Source organism: Streptomyces sp. NPDC050625 (assembly GCF_040654755.1).
Classification (GTDB): Bacteria; Actinomycetota; Actinomycetes; order Streptomycetales; family Streptomycetaceae; genus Streptomyces.
The window spans coordinates 1-15373 of sequence record NZ_JBFAIQ010000069.1; the positions used below are offsets into that span (position 1 = coordinate 1).

Below are 15373 nucleotides of genomic sequence, written 5' to 3' on the forward strand. Positions count from 1 at the left end.
GCCCTGTCCGTCTCCTTCTCCGAGAAGGCGACCGGCACCAAGGTCACCGCCCGCACGCCGCGTGAGTCCACCGGGCGTCCGGAGCTGACCGAGGCGGCGATCGTGGTCTCCGGTGGCCGTGGCGTCAACGGTGCCGAGAACTTCTCGATCATCGAGGCCCTCGCCGACTCCCTGGGCGCGGCCGTCGGCGCCTCGCGTGCCGCGGTGGACGCGGGCTGGTACCCGCACACCAACCAGGTCGGCCAGACCGGCAAGTCGGTCTCGCCGCAGCTGTACATCGCCAACGGCATCTCCGGCGCGATCCAGCACCGCGCCGGTATGCAGACCTCCAAGACGATCGTCGCGGTCAACAAGGACCCCGAGGCCCCGATCTTCGACCTGGTCGACTACGGCGTCGTCGGCGACCTGTTCGACGTCGTCCCGCAGCTGACCGAGGAGATCAAGGCCCGCAAGGGCTGAACCCCCCCGAGAAACAGAAGGCGTTCTCCATGCAACTCGCCGCGATCACCGTGTCGCTGGTCCTGGCCGTCGTGGGCGTGGCGCTGTTCGCCCGAGCCATCCGTCAGATCTGTCTGTTCGTGCGGCTCGGGCCGAGCGTCCCCAAGGGCACCCGCACCGACCACCCGAAGCAGCGGAGTCTGACGCTGCTCAGGGAGTTCCTCGGCCACACCCGCCTCAACCGCTGGGGCATCGTGGGTGTCGCGCACTGGTTCGTAGCGGTGGGCTTCTTCACCCTCCCCACCCGGGGCCGGCTGTAGCCGGTGCGCTGGGAGGTCTGCAGCAGGATCGGCCACCACGCATCGAGATACCGCTGGTAAAGGCGGTGCTTGGCTGCCGTAGCTGGTTCCAACGGCCATAGAACACCCATGCCGGCCCCCCTCGGACAACAGAATGTGGCATGGATTGTCCGCTGAGTACCCGTCAGGCGCCAGAGCGCATATGCGCCCCGCCCCCAAGAAGCCGCGCAGAGGGGCATGCCCACTGACGGTTCCTGACGGGCTTCGTGACTGCGGTCGGAAGTGACCTGCTGCAGCCGGCCGTGTCCCCTTTACGGGGCAAGTAGGCCACGACACGTGTCGGGCAACTAAGATCTCCGAACGGAGTATTAGGGGGCAACGTGGCCATCGACATCGTCGACGCCGTCAGGCTCGTGAAGACGAACCGACGGAGGGACAAGCGTCTGCTTGAGTGCCAGGAGGAGCTCGATCAGCGGGCCGCCGAGGAGAACGCCACCCTGCAGAAGGCACGGCAGACGCTCTACGACGAGGCCCTCGTCCCCTTCCGTGACGTTTTTCAGCGTCTCAAGCACGTCGATCTGATCGAGCTGGCCGCGATCGAGAGGCCAACCATCGGCGGCGAGGTGGGCATCGACCTTCGGCGAGCGCGCGAAAGTGCCGTGCCGGCTGCTGCCAAGGTGCTGGTAGGCGGCGCGCTCCTAGTAGTCGGTCCGCTCGTCGTTGGTCACGTTGCCGAGGCAGGCGCCTATCGCGCCGTGCGAACCTTCGGCTCCGCCTCTACCGGCAGGGCGATAAGGAGGCTGTACGGGGCAGCGGCCCACAGCGCCACGCTCGCGCGGTTGGGCGGCAGGTCTGTCGCCGCGGGCGGTGGCGGGGTAGCGGCCGGAAAAAGGGTGCTGTCCGAGATCCACGCGACTTCGGCCAAACTCACGCAGGAGGCCATCGTGAAGTGCCAGATTCAAACGCTCAGAGACAGTCAGCAGAAGAGGCACAGGACCTGGAGCGGCGCGAGAGGAAGATGGGCGAGGTGCAGGACGCGGCGCCCGCGCTGCATGAGCGCAGCCAGGACATGCAGTGCGTCCCGCGGGACCTCCGGTCCGAGCTGGTGAGACGACTCCCGTCATTCACCGCGCTGGTCGAAGCGTGCGACGACTTCACTCAGTACGACTCCCGTCAGCGCGCCGAGGTGGCGGCGATAGTGGATCTCGAGGGCCTCGCAGTCGTGGTCATGAATTGCCCGATTATCGACGCGGATGGATGGATGACCGAGGAATCGGGGCGGGGCATCGCTGACGCTGAGGCCCGACTGCGGGCGATGGAAGCCGAGTCGTGAGTTCTGTACCTCGGCTTCGGGATCGACGAGCAGCCGTTAGCGGGAGGCCGTAGCGGGCCGCCGTCGATCATGGTGTCCGAGGCCGCCTGCCGAGTGCCGGGCCTTCAAGGAACCACCGCGTTGGCGGAGTTCATCCTGGAGCTGATCGTCTCTGGCACTCGCGAGGGCCTGGACGCCGCGGGGTCGGCAGCTGGCCCACCGTCGTCAACGCCGATACCCTCCGCGCCGCACGCAGCGCGGCCGGACTACCCCCGCGTCTGCGGGGAGCACGGGCCTTGGCCGAAGGATGCGCGCTGGTGTTGAGGACCATCCCCGCGCCCGCGGGGGTAGCTCCGCGCACGTCGAGAACGTCGGCTACAGCACGGCGTCATCCCCGCGCCCGCGGGGGTAGCTCCGACGAGACGCTGCCACTCGATCCGGAGACCGCGTCGTCCCCGCGCCCGCGGGGGTAGCTCGAGGGTCGCGAAGTTCCTGACGACCACGGGTACGTCGTCCCCGCGCCCGCGGGTCGGTCTCCCCGATACCGCCGGGTGTGGGGGGCCGAAGTCGTCCCCGCGCCCGCGGGGGTAGCTCGGCCGCGAAGGTCGCCAAGTCCTCGCGGTGGTGGTCGTCCCCGCGCCTGCGGGGGTAGCTCAACGCCCGTGTCGAGGCCGCCGGCCGCGTCCTGGTCGTCCCCGCCGACGCGGGGTAGCTCGTCAAGGGAGCGGGGTGGTCGGGGACGCTGAGGGGGTCGCCGGGTCCTGCTGCTGGTCGGCAGGACCAGGAACCGGGCCGAGGAGAAGTTAGAGCACCTCGAGAACTGCGATCCGCTCCAGGAATGCTTGCCCGGGCGTACGGTGACAACACGACCTGCTTGGAGGTGGCGATGAGCGCTCAGCCCGACCATGTGCCCGTCCCGCCGGCGTCGCTTGCGCCGACTGCGGCCGCACAGGTCCTTGCCCAGCTGCGGGCCTCCGCTCGCGCGGATTCCTGGGTGCCGGCGTTCGAACAGGACTGGGTGCGGGCCCTGGAGGATTCCCGGCATTCCTACAGCCTCAGCCCGCTGCATGGCGTCGTACGCGCCTGGCAGGCCCGCTTGGAGGCGACGCCGGCCGTGGACGCGTTCTTGGCCTCCGGCCGGGACGATGCAGACGGCGTCGACCTGGCCGACGCGCTCGACGGCCGCCGGTGAGCGACACACCCTGGCCCGCACGCCTGTCACCCAAGGCGCTGACCGCCCTGGACGCCCTGCCCGACCACGCGGTCGCGATGCTGGGCGACGTCCTCGACATCGCCGGCCGTGACCCGTGGTCCTTCCCGCCCTTTGACAGCCGCGACCCCGAGGGAGAGGACGTCCGCGCGGCTGCGGTCGGACACCTCACCGCCGTCTACTGGGTCAACCGAGCGGCCGGGCGCCTGTACGTCATCGACGTTGTCTGGCTTGGGTAGCGAACGGCGGAGCCAGCTTTCGAACTCTGATCCGATTCAGATAGGAAGGGCCGCGCCCATGGTGGGCGCGGCCCTTCCACGTGGGGCACGAGCCAACGTGTTTCCCACGAAGTCCCTGTTCAGCTGTGGTTGGAGCCAGAAGCGATGCAGGGCAACGGTCAGATCGTGACAGCAAGGTCGTGTGCCGACAAGTGAAAGTGGGCCACAAATGGATGAATCCCATTTTCGGGTACTTGAATGGGTCGCAATGTGAATAGACTCGAAGTTGACGCGATCAGTTTCGGTTGACTCTACATCAAGAACGGGCGAGCCTTGCGGTGAGGGTTACGCTCGGTATCCGGATATGCCATGCTTCCCGGCGCTGTTTGAATGGGACGCGCATGAACATAAGTGCGAGATGCGGCCTCGCGGCCGGGCATGCAGTGGCACGATTCTCAGCATCGCACTGGGCGGAGCCAAACGTCCATGCGCGTCAGTGTGGTTGGAGCCAGTTCTAGGTCACGGTCGCATGGCCGGCCTGCGTTGCAGAGCAGAAAGGCGTTATCCAATGTCCGCCATCATCGCCTCGTGTGTCGGTGCGCCTCGGCGCCTTAGCGCTCCTGAAGCGGCTGTCATCATCGTCGTCATTGTCCTGGCCGCCGGCCTTGGAACTCGCGGTGCCCTGGCGGGGGAAGGCCTGTCCGAGGTCATCGGGCTACTGGGAGGCGCAGGACTTGCTGGAGCACTGGTGATTCGCACAGCCGTCAGCAGGACTCTGGATCAGATGCTGCAGGTTGCGGGAAGCGCCCTGTACGGCCGTGTGCAGGCTTGAGGAGGGCGGTATGCATCGCTCCGCAGGCCGACCGATGAAGGACGTGTCGGCACCCATGAGTGACGTAGGCAAGTTAGCTATTTTTTTGCGCGATTGCAGGAGGAAGAGCGGTTTCTCGCGAGCCGATCTCGCAGAAAAAGTCGGCTGCTCTATCTCCACCATTCAGCGTGCTGAGTCGGGGAAAACCCCACCCAGTGCATTGGTTTTGCATGGGTATATTCGAGTCTGCGGCCTGGATCCCAACGAGGTCGACAAGAAATGGAGATTGGCACGCCGGACCCTGAAAGGTACCGCGCACCGCACCCTAACCCAAGCCCCGCGCCTTAGCCTGATACGCGACTCGCATGAATTTGGCGCGGCATTGGTGCGGATATGGGAAGAGAGCGACAAACCGTCGGCACGTACGATGGCGGACCGCACTGAACGGCGTTACCTCGAGAGCAGGGATCTCGCTCCGTTGTCGAAGAACACGGCCTGGCGCATCGCGAACCGCAGGACGCTTCCCAGTTCCGAAGAGGCTTTGAAGGCATACCTGTTTGCATGCGATGTACCCCAGCGATCGTTCCCCAACTGGATTCAAGTATGGCGCCGGGTCCGTGAACGTAGGGAGCAGTCCCTACCCCAAGGGGAGGTTGCTGCCGTTGAGGCCGAAGCACGTCTGAGAAGTCGGATCACTGCGGCGGAGGCTAAGGCACACATGATGGCAGTCGGGCTTACCCCCGTGGAGAGATACCCGGGAGCGACCCTTCCGTGGGCTGCACAGTGCAATCGGTGCCGAACGCTCAGCCGCTACCGTCTCTCCAGCGTCCTTGAGGGCCAGGGCTGCCGCGTCTGTGCTCAATACCTACATGGAGCTGCTGCCGTCTGAGGCAGGGCTGGGGCACCTCATGGGCAGCAGCGAGGACGACGGGGATCTTTACCCGTCCTATCCCAGTGAAGAGCCCAGTCGGCAGCGATCCTCGCCGAAGGCCTGGGGGATATGTACTTCCGCGACCGCTGCCGCCGTGCAGGTCATGGAGGGAAGAGACCATCGCCTCCGCGGCATCCTGCGCCCGCGCTGGACCGTGCAACCACCGTCCGTGTGCGGTGTACGCCTGGTCCCGTTCCTGCTGCCGGGCCGAGTCCACGGCTCCTCTTACGCCAATCCGTGCTCCCCACACAGCGCACAGTTACTCCTGCGTGCATCCGAACATCCTGTCCGCTGTGGCGGTTTATCAGCAGGCACAGGAAAACCGCCCGCGCAGGACGGCGTGCGGCTCCTTACAACGTTGCCGGACGCCAGAAGCTGATCCTGCCTCCGCCTGCCGCTAGCCCGCCGCACCTGTTCATAAACCGATCTATCGATGCGTACGCTGTCGCCGCCGTACCGGTGATCCCTCCCACGCGGGACGCTGTGCCGCGCGAGCGCTCGGTCAGCGCCGCGCTGTGCTGGACGGCATGGACAAGAAGTGGTGGTCACGGGTGCCACTATGGCTGTGGTGGCTCCTGGTGGCGCTGGGCGGAGTCGCCGCCGCGGGCGTGGCTCTGTGGCGCGTTCCCTGGTGGATTGATCACCAGTACCTCAACAGCGAGTTGTCGCCGGCCGTGGCGACCACGGTCACCGGGATCCGGACCGCCATGGTGGCGCTCGGCGCTGGCGGCCTGGCTGTGGTCGGCATCCTCTACACCCACCGCGCCTGGCACCAGGCCCGCGAAGGACAGGTCACCGACCGGTACACCAAAGCCATCGGGCAGATCGCCTCCGACAAACCGGTCGAGCAGCTCGGCGGTATCTACGCGCTCGAGCGCATCATGCGCGACTCGCCGAAGGACCACACCACCATCGTCGAGGTCCTCGCCGCGTTCGTCCGCGAACACGCCCCCGCCTCCATCGAGCCCTCTCCGCACGACCGCTTCCGAGCTGCCCTTCGCCCCCTGCGCGCCGGAATGTCAGGCGCGAGGGCGCCGAGCGGGCGCACCACCCAGCAGAGCGCACCGCCGCACCCCAGTGAGCCGGTCCAGGCAGCACTGACCGTGCTCGGCCGAAGGCCTTCGGGCCGCGACGAGCCCTTCGGGGTCCAGCTCCCTCGCACTGATCTGCGCGGTGCCAGCCTGGTCGAGGCCCAACTGACGGGGGTGAACCTGTCTGGTGCCCACCTGGAGCGGGCGAACCTGTCTGGTGCCCACCTGGAGCGGGCGAACCTGGACAATGCCCACCTGGAGGGGGCGAGCTTCTTCTCGGCCCACCTGGAGTGGGCGAACCTGCGCCAGGCTCACCTGGAGCAGGCGATCCTGGACAATGCCCACCTGGAGGGGGTGAACCTCTTCTCGGCCCACCTGGAGGGGGCGAACCTGAACAATGCCCACCTGGAGGGGGCGACCCTCTTCTTGGCCCACCTGGAGGGGGCGAACTTGCGCCGGGCCCACCTGGAGCGGGTGGACTTGGACCAAGCTCACCTGGAGCGGGCGTACCTAGCCAAAGCTCATCTGGAGAGAGCGAGCCTGGACAATGCTTACCTGAAGCAGGCGAACCTAGAGGGGGCTCATCTAGAGGAGGCCCGGGACTTGACGACCGGGCAGCTGGTGGGTGCCTTCCCCTGGGAGAGCACTGGTCTGCCTGCCGACCTAGCTGCGGATGCCGCGGTCCGGGCGCGGGTCGCACAGGTGGAGAAGGAGGGGCAAGCGATGTGGGAGGCGCTATGGGTCGGCGCTCACGGAGATGGTCACATTCGGCTTAGCTCACTGTTCCGACGCAAGGGCCGTTGACCTCGGAGGGGTGTTCACCAAAGGCTTGCAGTGACCAACAAGTTCGTTCAACAAAGGCAGGTGGCTCGATGTGACCTACACGTGGCATGTCGAGCGACTGTGCACCAAGTAGCACCAATCGGCGCAGCTAGATTCATACTGTGCATATTGCTGATACTTGGTACACGTCGGCTAGCTTCTGGGCTCCCACTGGAGTTCTCGCACTAATGACCGCATGGGTGGTGTGGACTCAAGTAAGAACCACGGGCTCAGGGCAGCGCTTGGTCTATGGGATGTCAACCGTCTCGCTCTTGCGTACCGTTCCTGGGGGCCACGAGCGAATCAAGGTCATCTGGGACGAGGGTAAAGAGCCCATCCAGCACCCGCACGTGATCACCATGAAGGTGGCCAATCGGGGCCGTCGGGACATCGCCAACGCAGCCTTCAACGCTGCCGATCCGGTTGAATTCGACCTCAGCGCCCAGATCCTGGGTCCGCTCGATGCCCCTATCGGTCACCAATGGGAGATTGAGGGGAGCAAGCTGAGACTCCGACCCACCATCATCCATCGCGGCCCATCCCGCTGGAACAAGTGGAAGTGGGTCAAGGTCGATCGGGCCAAGTCTTCTTCAGCGGTTCTTTCCATCACCCTGCTCGTTGATGGGCGAAGCCCTGAACTGACCCTGACCGAGCCCCACCCGCTCATCGATGTCGACGTTCAAAAGGGCAACCCAGACGAGCCCGATCTGGGGAGAGCACTGACGCAAACGACGATGGCGCTGGTCGCGGCTCTCTCTGTCGTCTTGATCGTGCAACTGCTGGCCCTCTTCAATGTGACGCATTATTAGGGCGGTCGGCCGTTCGCAGGTTGGCACGGGAGCCCAGGTCAGACGTCTTGGTTGTGTTCAACTAGTCGGTCCTACAGCACGCCGAGCAGGGCGTTGTCCTCCCACTGGTCGACCAGGATGGGCCCCGCACTCCAAGGAGCTTATTCGGGGTCCACGCTGGTCTCCTCGTACCAGTCGTCGAGCATGCTCACCTGATGCGGCAGATCCCCCCCGGGCGGGGGCGCAATGAGAGCCGCGCCCAGGGAGTGGGGGTGCAGGGTGAGCATGAGCCGCGAGTTCAGTTCCACGGTGACGGGCTTTACGGCCCCAGTCTTCTGCAGCTTCTCCAGCGCCGGCAGTGGGACCACCAGGCGGACGGGGTGTCCTGCCTCGGTGGTCTGGCCGGGTAGGGCGACCGTTGTCCCCGGTACGGGAGCCTTCCGCTGGGTTCCGCGGGTGGGCATTTTCAACGGCCTGCGGGAGGTTGGGTAGAGAGCCGCGTACAGCCCGGCGAAGACGCTGACATGGGAGTACCCGGCAGGTGTGAGCCTGCAGACGGGGATGTCGTCGATCCGCTGTTGTGCGACGAGGTGGGCCGGTACGGCGGCTGCGTCCTCGGTCAGGAGCTTCGTCACGGCCCACGGCGCGTCCGCGCGCTGGACGGCGTCCGCATTGAAGAGATCGACGAGGATCTGCCAGGCGTCGGACGGCTGCGCGGTGCGGTGGAACTGCTCCAGGCGGACGGGGATGCGCGCGAGTTCCCGTACGTACAGCTCGTCCCAGCGGGCGAAGGCGGCTTGCGCGTTCAGCTGGCGCTCACGATCGGTGTCGTAGTCGGCGATGACGCGCTCCCGCAGCGCCCGCACGTGCCGCTGTCGCAGCTCACCCAGCTCATGGATCATCACGCGGCGGGTCCTGCTGATGGGCCGACCATAGGCAGCGGCCAGCTCCACCAGATCCGGGTCCGCGGGATCGGGCCCCTTCCAGGGCCCCGCCGCGGGCACGTACCGCTCGGCAAGTTTCTGCACGAGGTCGGCGGTGCGGCGTTGGCGCAGTTTCGCGGCGGGAGCCTTGTCGATGGCCCGCTCCAGGATCTCCCTTGGGGTGCCGAAGACGGTGGCCACCTCGGTGAGGAAGCCCGGCCGCCGGCTGGGCACGATGCCCTCGGTCTCAAACCTGCGGTAGTTTTTCGGCGATATCCCGAGCTGGCGTACAACGTCCTCGGCGCGCAGCCCGCATGCGCGCCGCACGTCGGCCACCGCCCATTCGTCCCTGCGGTCGGGGTTCATGAGGTACCAGGGATGAAGCTCCAAAGCGCGGGCGAGGGCCCGGATCCGTTGAGGATCCGGCACTCGGTGCCCGTTCTCATACGCGAGGATCTGCGCCTTCGTCGTCCCCGCCTTGCGGGCCAGCTCCTCCGCGGTCATGGCCCGCGCGTCGCCACGCGCGTAGAGGTTCATGCGGTGCGCGCGCAGCTCCGAAGGGCTGAAATCAGCCAGTCCACGTGCCATCAAAGTGCGCTTTCTCGTCGTCGGGACCAGTTTAGGGGTACCCTTTGGGGGCACGACCAAGTCTCATCCGTGAGATGCACGTGGCCCTGACCTGCTCAGGCGTCGCACTTAGGTGGCTGAACCGGTAGATCTAAGCGTCGTAATGCGCGACGTTGGACGCCGTAGGCCGCACGGTATGGGGACCGCGGTTCACGTGTATTGCTTACGAAAGGGGCCCTGCACCCCCACGGTTAGCTAGGCCGTTGATGGTGGGCGCAGGGCCGACGGTGGGAGCATGACTCCCGCTAGGCCCTCTGTTTGCGCAGAGGGCCTTTGCCGTTAGAAAAGGTTCTCCAACTGGTGGCGCAGCCAGACACCCAGTGCCTGGAGGGCCAGCCAGCCCAGGATTTTCTTGACGGCCTTACGGTTGTTACGCTCCCCGCCCTTGGGATCCTTGGGCGGGTCCTCCACTCGCAACACCTCCTCTCGGTCGCGGGGCGATCGACCCCGATCGGGCCTGCCGATCGCGAGGTGCGCCACGAGAGACGATGTTGAGACGAGCTTACCGGGTCGCACTTACATCACCGACCTGCTCAGGGCCAGGCATGGGCGGCCAACTTCGGTCTAAAATCGCAGTTTGACGCTTAGTTGATTTTCACATCATCATCCCGTGCAAGCGGTGACCTGCGAACTCTCGCCCGAATTGATCCTGTTGAGGCGGGCGCCCATGCGCGGCACTCCGCGCCGCTCACCCAGAGTGGGGCTCAGGGGTGCACAGGATGCCTACGACGCATTACGTAGACGCGTCTTGGCTTCCGCTCCTAAGGACCCGCTCGTGTGTCATACGTCACTCGGGTGGCGGTCGTTGGTAACCTGTGAATCACGATAATGCCCCCTACTTCTATGCGGGGCCGAGGACTTCGCGAGTCATTTCGGCGGCTTGTCTTTCCCGAAGCGCCACTGCTCAGCCCACACGTCCTCGAGGTGGCGTTGGTACGTACGGAAGCACCGCGGCCCTGACGGTGTCCTGCGCTTGCGCGCCGCTCATCTGCCCACCACGCACGAAATGACACCGGAGTAGAGCGACAGACACAAGGCGTGAAGGACTTCCTGGCCCGCACCGGGCAGACCCCCGCCCCGACGAAGTCGGTGCCCTCCTTACCGACGCCTGGAGAAGCCACTTCCCCGGCTCGGTCGACAAGCGCGGTACCGAACTCCTCTACCGCGTCGGCGACCTCAAGAGGTGGGCCCGCAACCGGCCCCGCGCCGCGTCCGGACCACCGACCTCGACTGACCCATCCCAGCCGGCCGCTGATGTCCGCGAACCGGGAGCAGCCGATCGGACAGGGCCATGATCACGCAAACGAGAACACGGCGCCCGCCCCGGGCACATCCCCGGGGCGGGCGCCGTCGTTACCACCGACCTGTCGTGACCTGGACAGACCCATGAGTGTCAGTGGGGCCTGAGACGATGGAAGTGGGCGATACCGCTCTGCAGGGACAGCAGTTGAGACGGAGACAACGCGCGCCATGAAGCTGGTATTGAACGACGAATGGACTCTGGGCGGGCCCATCGGGAGCGGCGGTTTCGGCGCCGTGTACGAGGCTGAGAACGCGGTCGGCGAACAGGCCGCGGTCAAACTTGTACCCAAGACACCCGGGACCGAGCGCGAGATGTTGTTCACCGACCTAGTTGGCGTCCGCAACGTCGTACCGATCATCGACAGTGGCGAGCACGAGGACCAGTGGGTGCTGGTGATGCCCCGTGCCGAGAAGTCGCTGCGCGCCCACCTCCAGCGGAACGGCACCCTTCCCCTGAGTGAGGCCGTCTCCGTACTGTCCGACGTCGCCGAAACTCTGGCCGATCTCAAAGACCGCGGCATCGTGCACCGCGACTTGAAACCGGAGAACATCCTGCTGCTGGGCGGCCGCTGGTGCCTCGCCGACTTCGGCATCGCCCGGTACGCCGAAGCCACCACTGCGAGGCAGACCTTCAAGTTCACGGGCACCTTCGCATACATGGCCCCCGAACGCTGGAACAACCAGCGGGCCACCAGCGCCAGCGACATCTACGCCCTGGGCATCCTCGCCCACGAACTCCTGGAAGGATCGACCCCCTTCACCGGCCCCACCGACGTCGACTTCGCCGAACAGCACCTGCGCGGCACTCCGCCCCCGCTGACGACCGCGCCCCCTCTCCTGGCCGCGCTCGTCACGGAATGCCTCTTCAAGGGACCCCAGGGACGTCCGGCTCCCGGCAACCTGCTGGAGCGCCTGCGACACGTCCCTGTCGGCGCGACGTCCGGGGGACTGGCCGCCCTCGCCGAAGCGAACCAGAGCGCGGTCGCGCGCAGGGCCGAAGCGGACCTCCGTGCGTCGGAGCAGGCCACTGAGGCCGACCGTCGTAAGGGCCTGCTCGAGGCCGCCAAGACCTCCTTCGGCTTCATCGCCGACAGCTTCCTGACGACCCTCAAGAACGCTGCCCCCAGCGCCGAGGTCCGCACGGGCAACCTGGGCGGATGGACCATCCGGATCAACGACGCCCAGCTGACCCTGTCCGGCCCGCAAGAGACTGCCCCCGAGATCTGGCGCACCGACTCAACGCTGGCCCCGTTCGACGTCATCGCCTCCGCGACGCTGTCCCTGAAGATCCCCGCCAACTATCATGGGTACGAAGGCCGCAGCCACTCCCTCTGGTATGCCGATGCGCAGACGGAAGACCAGTATCAGTGGTTCGAGACCGCTTTCATGAGCACCCGTCCTGTCGTGGGGACCATGGAACCCTTCGCACTCAACCCCCACCACGAATCACGCGCCGCTGTTAATCCGGGCATGGCCATGCACCAGGTGGCCTGGCCCTTCACCCCTCTCGTCATCGGCGACCTGGACGAGTTCATCGGCAGATGGGCGGAGTGGCTCGCCCAAGCGGCGAATGGCCAGCTCGCCCACCCGAGCTCGATGCCTGAACGCAATCCTCAGGGCTCCTGGAGAACTTGACAGACCAGACCGACAGCCCGTCCCGGTGCTCGCCCCGGCCTGGAAGAGTGAGGAGCACACAAACAAGAACAGCGCCCGCCCCGGGCACATCCCAGGGCGGGCGCTGTCGTCGTACCGTCAGGCCGCAGCTGCTAGTCCGCTGGGCATGCCGGGTTTCAGTGCTCATCGATCTCCCTGAGCGCCTGCAGCGCCCAGACGAGCACCGCACATCGGGCTGCTTGCGCGATGGCGATCTGAGGGTGCCGGTTGTAGCCGCCATCATTTGGGATCGGTGTAGCCGTCCAGGCCCAGGGAGGTTGGGATTAGGGGACGGCCGTCGTCGGGAGCGTCGGCGAGGTAGAGCCGGTAACTCTTGTCGTCAGCGGGGCGCAGGGTGACCTTGGTGCCGACGCCCTGTCCGCGGGTCAGGGCGCGCAGGGCATCTTGGCCGTTGTCGGCGCTCAGCTGGGTGTGGAACAGATGGACGGGCCCGATGTCGAGGGTGTGGCCGCCGACGGTGACCTCGAAGCCGGGCGGGCTGACACGGATGCACTGGGGCCGGTCACCAAGGACGGAGTGTAGAGCCGGGTGGTCTTGGCCGTTGAGTGTGATGGTGAGGGTGTGGGCGAAGGGATAGGCCACGCAGTGGCCTTCCACGACTAGTCGCGCGATCCGGACCTGGATGCGTTCCACGGCGGTGTATGTGAGTGGTGTGGGGAAGTAGTTCTCGCAGTGTTGCTGCAGGACGTCCCAGTCCGACAGATAGAGCAGCAGGTGCTCGACCTCGCGCAGGTGGTCCGGGCTGCCGCTGGGCGGCAGCATCCCGGCGCCGGCGTTCACACCGTTGACGCTGAGGCGGAATGCTCCGCCGCGCAGAAGCCGCTGGTACAGGCGCATCAACTTCATCGCCTCCGCAGGCTCACGGCCTTCCAGATCGAAGGAGTACCTGAGTGTGCCGGCAGCAGTGTCTTCGAAGGGCAGCATCATCTGCAGCCGGGCGCCGTGGACATCGGCGTCGACCGAGGCGCCCAGCCCTCCCGAGCCGACGGTGTTCAACCGCCCCGCGTAGCAGGCAGCAACGCCGCCGCCGGTGTCCAAAAAGGCCACCTCAACCCTGGTTCCGGCAGGCGCGGACGCCGGTGCGGGCTTCCAGAGCACCTCGACGTCGGTGACGGTCCGCGACAGCCACGAGGGGCCGTCGATCGTCAGGCTCTCCACTGCCTCCCGGGGCAGCACGATGTCGTCAGCGATTCCGAACCCGAGCGTGCGGGTGATAGCTGCGGTGAGGTCAGCGCTGACCGCCTCCGGGCGACCGACCAGACGCAGAGAGATGGGGCTGACCTCGTGGGCCCGGGAGTGCTTGGCGCGCAGCGTCTGAATGACGGTGTCGCCGTGCCGCTGGAAGTCCCAAGTCCAGTCGGGATCCACGGTGTCGGCCCGGCCTCCCAGAGCACGGACACGGTCGGCGAGATCGTCTGCGCCCAGCAGCATGGCCCTCTCCTGGTTGAAGTCCCTGGCAGCCTCGCGCAACAGGTCGCGAGTGAAGCTGGCCTCCAGGTCCGGGTGGACGGCGAAGTGGCAGTCCAGGTCGGAGCGGTCCAGCACGGAGACCTTCACCGCTGCCTGGTTATCGGCGAGCTTGCCGACGAAGGTCCGCTCGGACGTCGTCAGCGTGCACGGCACTACCAGCGTCCATTCCACCGGCTCGTGGGCCATGGCCCGGTTGAACGACTTCTTGATCGAAGCCCGGCGGCCCTTGAGCGAACCAGGGAAGCCATCCGGGTGGTACTTCAGCTGGAAGATCCGCAGACCGGCGTCAGTAGTGACCTGCACGTCGATTCCGTTATCGCCGCCGCGCCCGTTGACCACGACCACCTGCCCGCTGTCATCGAACATTCGGTGCAGCAGCGCCTCGACATGCCGGTCGAAGGCTGGCTGCCCGATGCGGTCCCACTCAATTGCCACGTCACTCGCCTCCCAGGGGCCTCCCAGCATCGTCACATGTCGGTGTGACACCGAGGCGGAACGGTGTTCGTAGGGCTCCGTCACTGTTGGTTCGGCCGGATCCTTTGCATCAGGCAAGCCACTTCGTCGATCGTCGTGACCGCAACGGACGTGGCCACGACGACAACGCCTTCTTCGCCTGCCAGCGGAGGGCGCCGCACGCTCCGCTGGTGACAGCACCAACTCCGCATCCACAAACGGTCCTTGGCCGCCAATGACACGGTGTAAGTTGGTGCCTGCTTTCCAGCGAAGAGCCTTCGGAGGGACCGCACTGGCGGGACTTCCGACCGGGGGCCCGACACCCAGGTGTCGGACTTCCGGCCGGGGGTCCGACACACCAGGTGTCGGTCCAACGATCCCGAGGGGGACTCGATGAGGAAGCGCGCAAGGCCAAAGCCGGTGAACCGGAAGCGGGTGCTGCGAAGCATCCGGCTCTGGATGGTTCCGGTAGCGGCCACCGCGTACTGGGTGGGGCAGATAGTCCACACATGGGCTTGGCCTCACCACTGACGCCGCCCCCAGATCAGTGATAGTGATCTGGGAGCGGCGTCTGAGCGCGGGTACGGGGCTCTTGCCGTTGGAGCGGCGGGGGCCCCGTTGCTCGTAGTGGACCACTTAGATGACAACTGAGATGACAACTAAGTTGGTGACCCCACCCTAACGCACCCATAGATGCGTGAGGGTGGGGTTTCACTGCAACACAACGCCCCAGCCAAGGCCCTGCGTGAAGGCCCTACGCCGTTGCCCAGTCGAGGCCGAGGCTGGCGAGCCGCTGAAGCTGCGTGGTGCTGAGCCCCGCACGTCGGGTCTTGGTGTTGGACAGAAACACCCCCAGTTTGACCGGGTGTTCCTCGCCGTCGATGGTGATCGTTTCGACGTGTGAGCGGCTGACGGGTCCGACGGTGCCGGTGCGCTGCCGGTACTGCTCCAGTGCCGCACAGCCCCGCTTGTCTGTAAGCACTTCTTTGGGCTCCAGTGCACGGAGTTGTTTTGGCTCCGCTGCAGGGGTGGAGGGGGCGTGTGTTGGTGTGATTCACGCCCCT

General features: G+C 66.2%; 14 protein-coding genes and 1 pseudogene. 11 read left to right on the plus strand and 4 right to left on the minus strand.

What is annotated here, in order from left to right:
• The 10 genes and pseudogenes from AB0I54_RS46880 to AB0I54_RS46925 all read left to right on the plus strand — a co-directional run.
• The coding region (locus tag AB0I54_RS46880; protein ID WP_363302528.1) for an electron transfer flavoprotein subunit alpha/FixB family protein at positions 1-459 on the plus strand (459 nt) is incomplete at its 5' end.
• A 29-nt stretch (positions 460-488) separates the two neighbouring features.
• Positions 489-737: pseudogene (locus AB0I54_RS46885) on the plus strand (Fe-S oxidoreductase); the annotation flags it as partial.
• 380 nt (positions 738-1117) lie between these two features.
• Positions 1118-1846: a hypothetical protein gene (locus AB0I54_RS46890; RefSeq protein WP_363302529.1), complete on the plus strand. Its 729-nt coding sequence runs from the start codon at positions 1118-1120 to the stop codon at positions 1844-1846.
• Positions 1843-2070 carry a hypothetical protein gene (locus AB0I54_RS46895; protein ID WP_363302530.1) on the plus strand — a complete coding sequence of 76 codons (228 nt, stop codon included), beginning with the start codon at positions 1843-1845 and terminating at the stop codon, positions 2068-2070. The genes AB0I54_RS46890 and AB0I54_RS46895 overlap by 4 nt, the downstream gene beginning before the upstream one ends.
• Before the next feature lie 865 nt (positions 2071-2935).
• A complete protein-coding gene (locus AB0I54_RS46900; RefSeq protein WP_363302531.1) occupies positions 2936-3241 on the plus strand; it encodes a DUF6247 family protein in 306 nt (101 codons plus the stop codon).
• On the plus strand, positions 3238-3498 hold the full coding sequence (locus AB0I54_RS46905; RefSeq protein ID WP_363302533.1) for a hypothetical protein: 261 nt from the start codon (positions 3238-3240) through the stop codon (positions 3496-3498). The genes AB0I54_RS46900 and AB0I54_RS46905 overlap by 4 nt, the downstream gene beginning before the upstream one ends.
• 547 nt (positions 3499-4045) lie before the next feature.
• A complete protein-coding gene (locus tag AB0I54_RS46910) occupies positions 4046-4309 on the plus strand; it encodes a hypothetical protein (RefSeq protein WP_363302534.1) in 264 nt (87 codons plus the stop codon).
• A gap of 55 nt (positions 4310-4364) precedes the next feature.
• Positions 4365-5177 carry a helix-turn-helix transcriptional regulator gene (locus tag AB0I54_RS46915; protein WP_363302542.1) on the plus strand — a complete coding sequence of 271 codons (813 nt, stop codon included), beginning with the start codon at positions 4365-4367 and terminating at the stop codon, positions 5175-5177.
• Positions 5178-5746: 569 nt separating this feature from the next.
• Positions 5747-7054, plus strand: coding sequence for a pentapeptide repeat-containing protein (locus AB0I54_RS46920; protein WP_363302535.1), 1308 nt, complete (start codon positions 5747-5749; stop codon positions 7052-7054).
• A gap of 206 nt (positions 7055-7260) precedes the next feature.
• On the plus strand, positions 7261-7881 hold the full coding sequence (locus AB0I54_RS46925; protein WP_363302536.1) for a hypothetical protein: 621 nt from the start codon (positions 7261-7263) through the stop codon (positions 7879-7881).
• 140 nt (positions 7882-8021) lie between these two features.
• On the opposite strand, the gene AB0I54_RS46930 is transcribed toward AB0I54_RS46925, so the two are convergent.
• Both AB0I54_RS46930 and AB0I54_RS46935 read right to left on the minus strand, forming a co-directional pair.
• Complete coding sequence (locus tag AB0I54_RS46930; protein WP_363302537.1) at positions 8022-9371, minus strand: helix-turn-helix transcriptional regulator; 1350 nt, start codon at positions 9369-9371, stop codon at positions 8022-8024.
• 318 nt (positions 9372-9689) lie between these two features.
• Complete coding sequence (locus AB0I54_RS46935) at positions 9690-9827, minus strand: hypothetical protein (protein WP_363302538.1); 138 nt, start codon at positions 9825-9827, stop codon at positions 9690-9692.
• A 1053-nt stretch (positions 9828-10880) separates the two neighbouring features.
• On the opposite strand from AB0I54_RS46935, the gene AB0I54_RS46940 reads away from it, so the two are divergent.
• Positions 10881-12347 (plus strand): serine/threonine-protein kinase, encoded by a 1467-nt coding sequence (locus AB0I54_RS46940; RefSeq protein WP_363302539.1) that lies wholly within the window; start codon positions 10881-10883, stop codon positions 12345-12347.
• 258 nt (positions 12348-12605) lie between these two features.
• On the opposite strand, the gene AB0I54_RS46945 is transcribed toward AB0I54_RS46940, so the two are convergent.
• Together AB0I54_RS46945 and AB0I54_RS46950 are read right to left on the minus strand one after the other, a co-directional pair.
• Positions 12606-14327 carry a hypothetical protein gene (locus tag AB0I54_RS46945; RefSeq protein WP_363302540.1) on the minus strand — a complete coding sequence of 574 codons (1722 nt, stop codon included), beginning with the start codon at positions 14325-14327 and terminating at the stop codon, positions 12606-12608.
• A gap of 736 nt (positions 14328-15063) precedes the next feature.
• Positions 15064-15291 (minus strand): hypothetical protein, encoded by a 228-nt coding sequence (locus AB0I54_RS46950; protein ID WP_363302541.1) that lies wholly within the window; start codon positions 15289-15291, stop codon positions 15064-15066.
• Positions 15292-15373 lie beyond the last annotated feature (82 nt).

What these genes read in the sequence shown, in the direction of transcription:
- AB0I54_RS46910 (WP_363302534.1), top strand. Translation starts at nt 4,046, where the DNA reads ATGTCCGCCATCATCGCCTCGTGTGTCGGTGCGCCTCGGCGCCTTAGC.
- AB0I54_RS46930 (WP_363302537.1), bottom strand. Translation starts at nt 9,371, where the DNA reads ATGGCACGTGGACTGGCTGATTTCAGCCCTTCGGAGCTGCGCGCGCAC.
- AB0I54_RS46925 (WP_363302536.1), top strand. Translation starts at nt 7,261, where the DNA reads ATGACCGCATGGGTGGTGTGGACTCAAGTAAGAACCACGGGCTCAGGG.
- AB0I54_RS46915 (WP_363302542.1), top strand. Translation starts at nt 4,365, where the DNA reads ATGAGTGACGTAGGCAAGTTAGCTATTTTTTTGCGCGATTGCAGGAGG.
- AB0I54_RS46940 (WP_363302539.1), top strand. Translation starts at nt 10,881, where the DNA reads ATGAAGCTGGTATTGAACGACGAATGGACTCTGGGCGGGCCCATCGGG.
- AB0I54_RS46920 (WP_363302535.1), top strand. Translation starts at nt 5,747, where the DNA reads ATGGACAAGAAGTGGTGGTCACGGGTGCCACTATGGCTGTGGTGGCTC.
- AB0I54_RS46900 (WP_363302531.1), top strand. Translation starts at nt 2,936, where the DNA reads ATGAGCGCTCAGCCCGACCATGTGCCCGTCCCGCCGGCGTCGCTTGCG.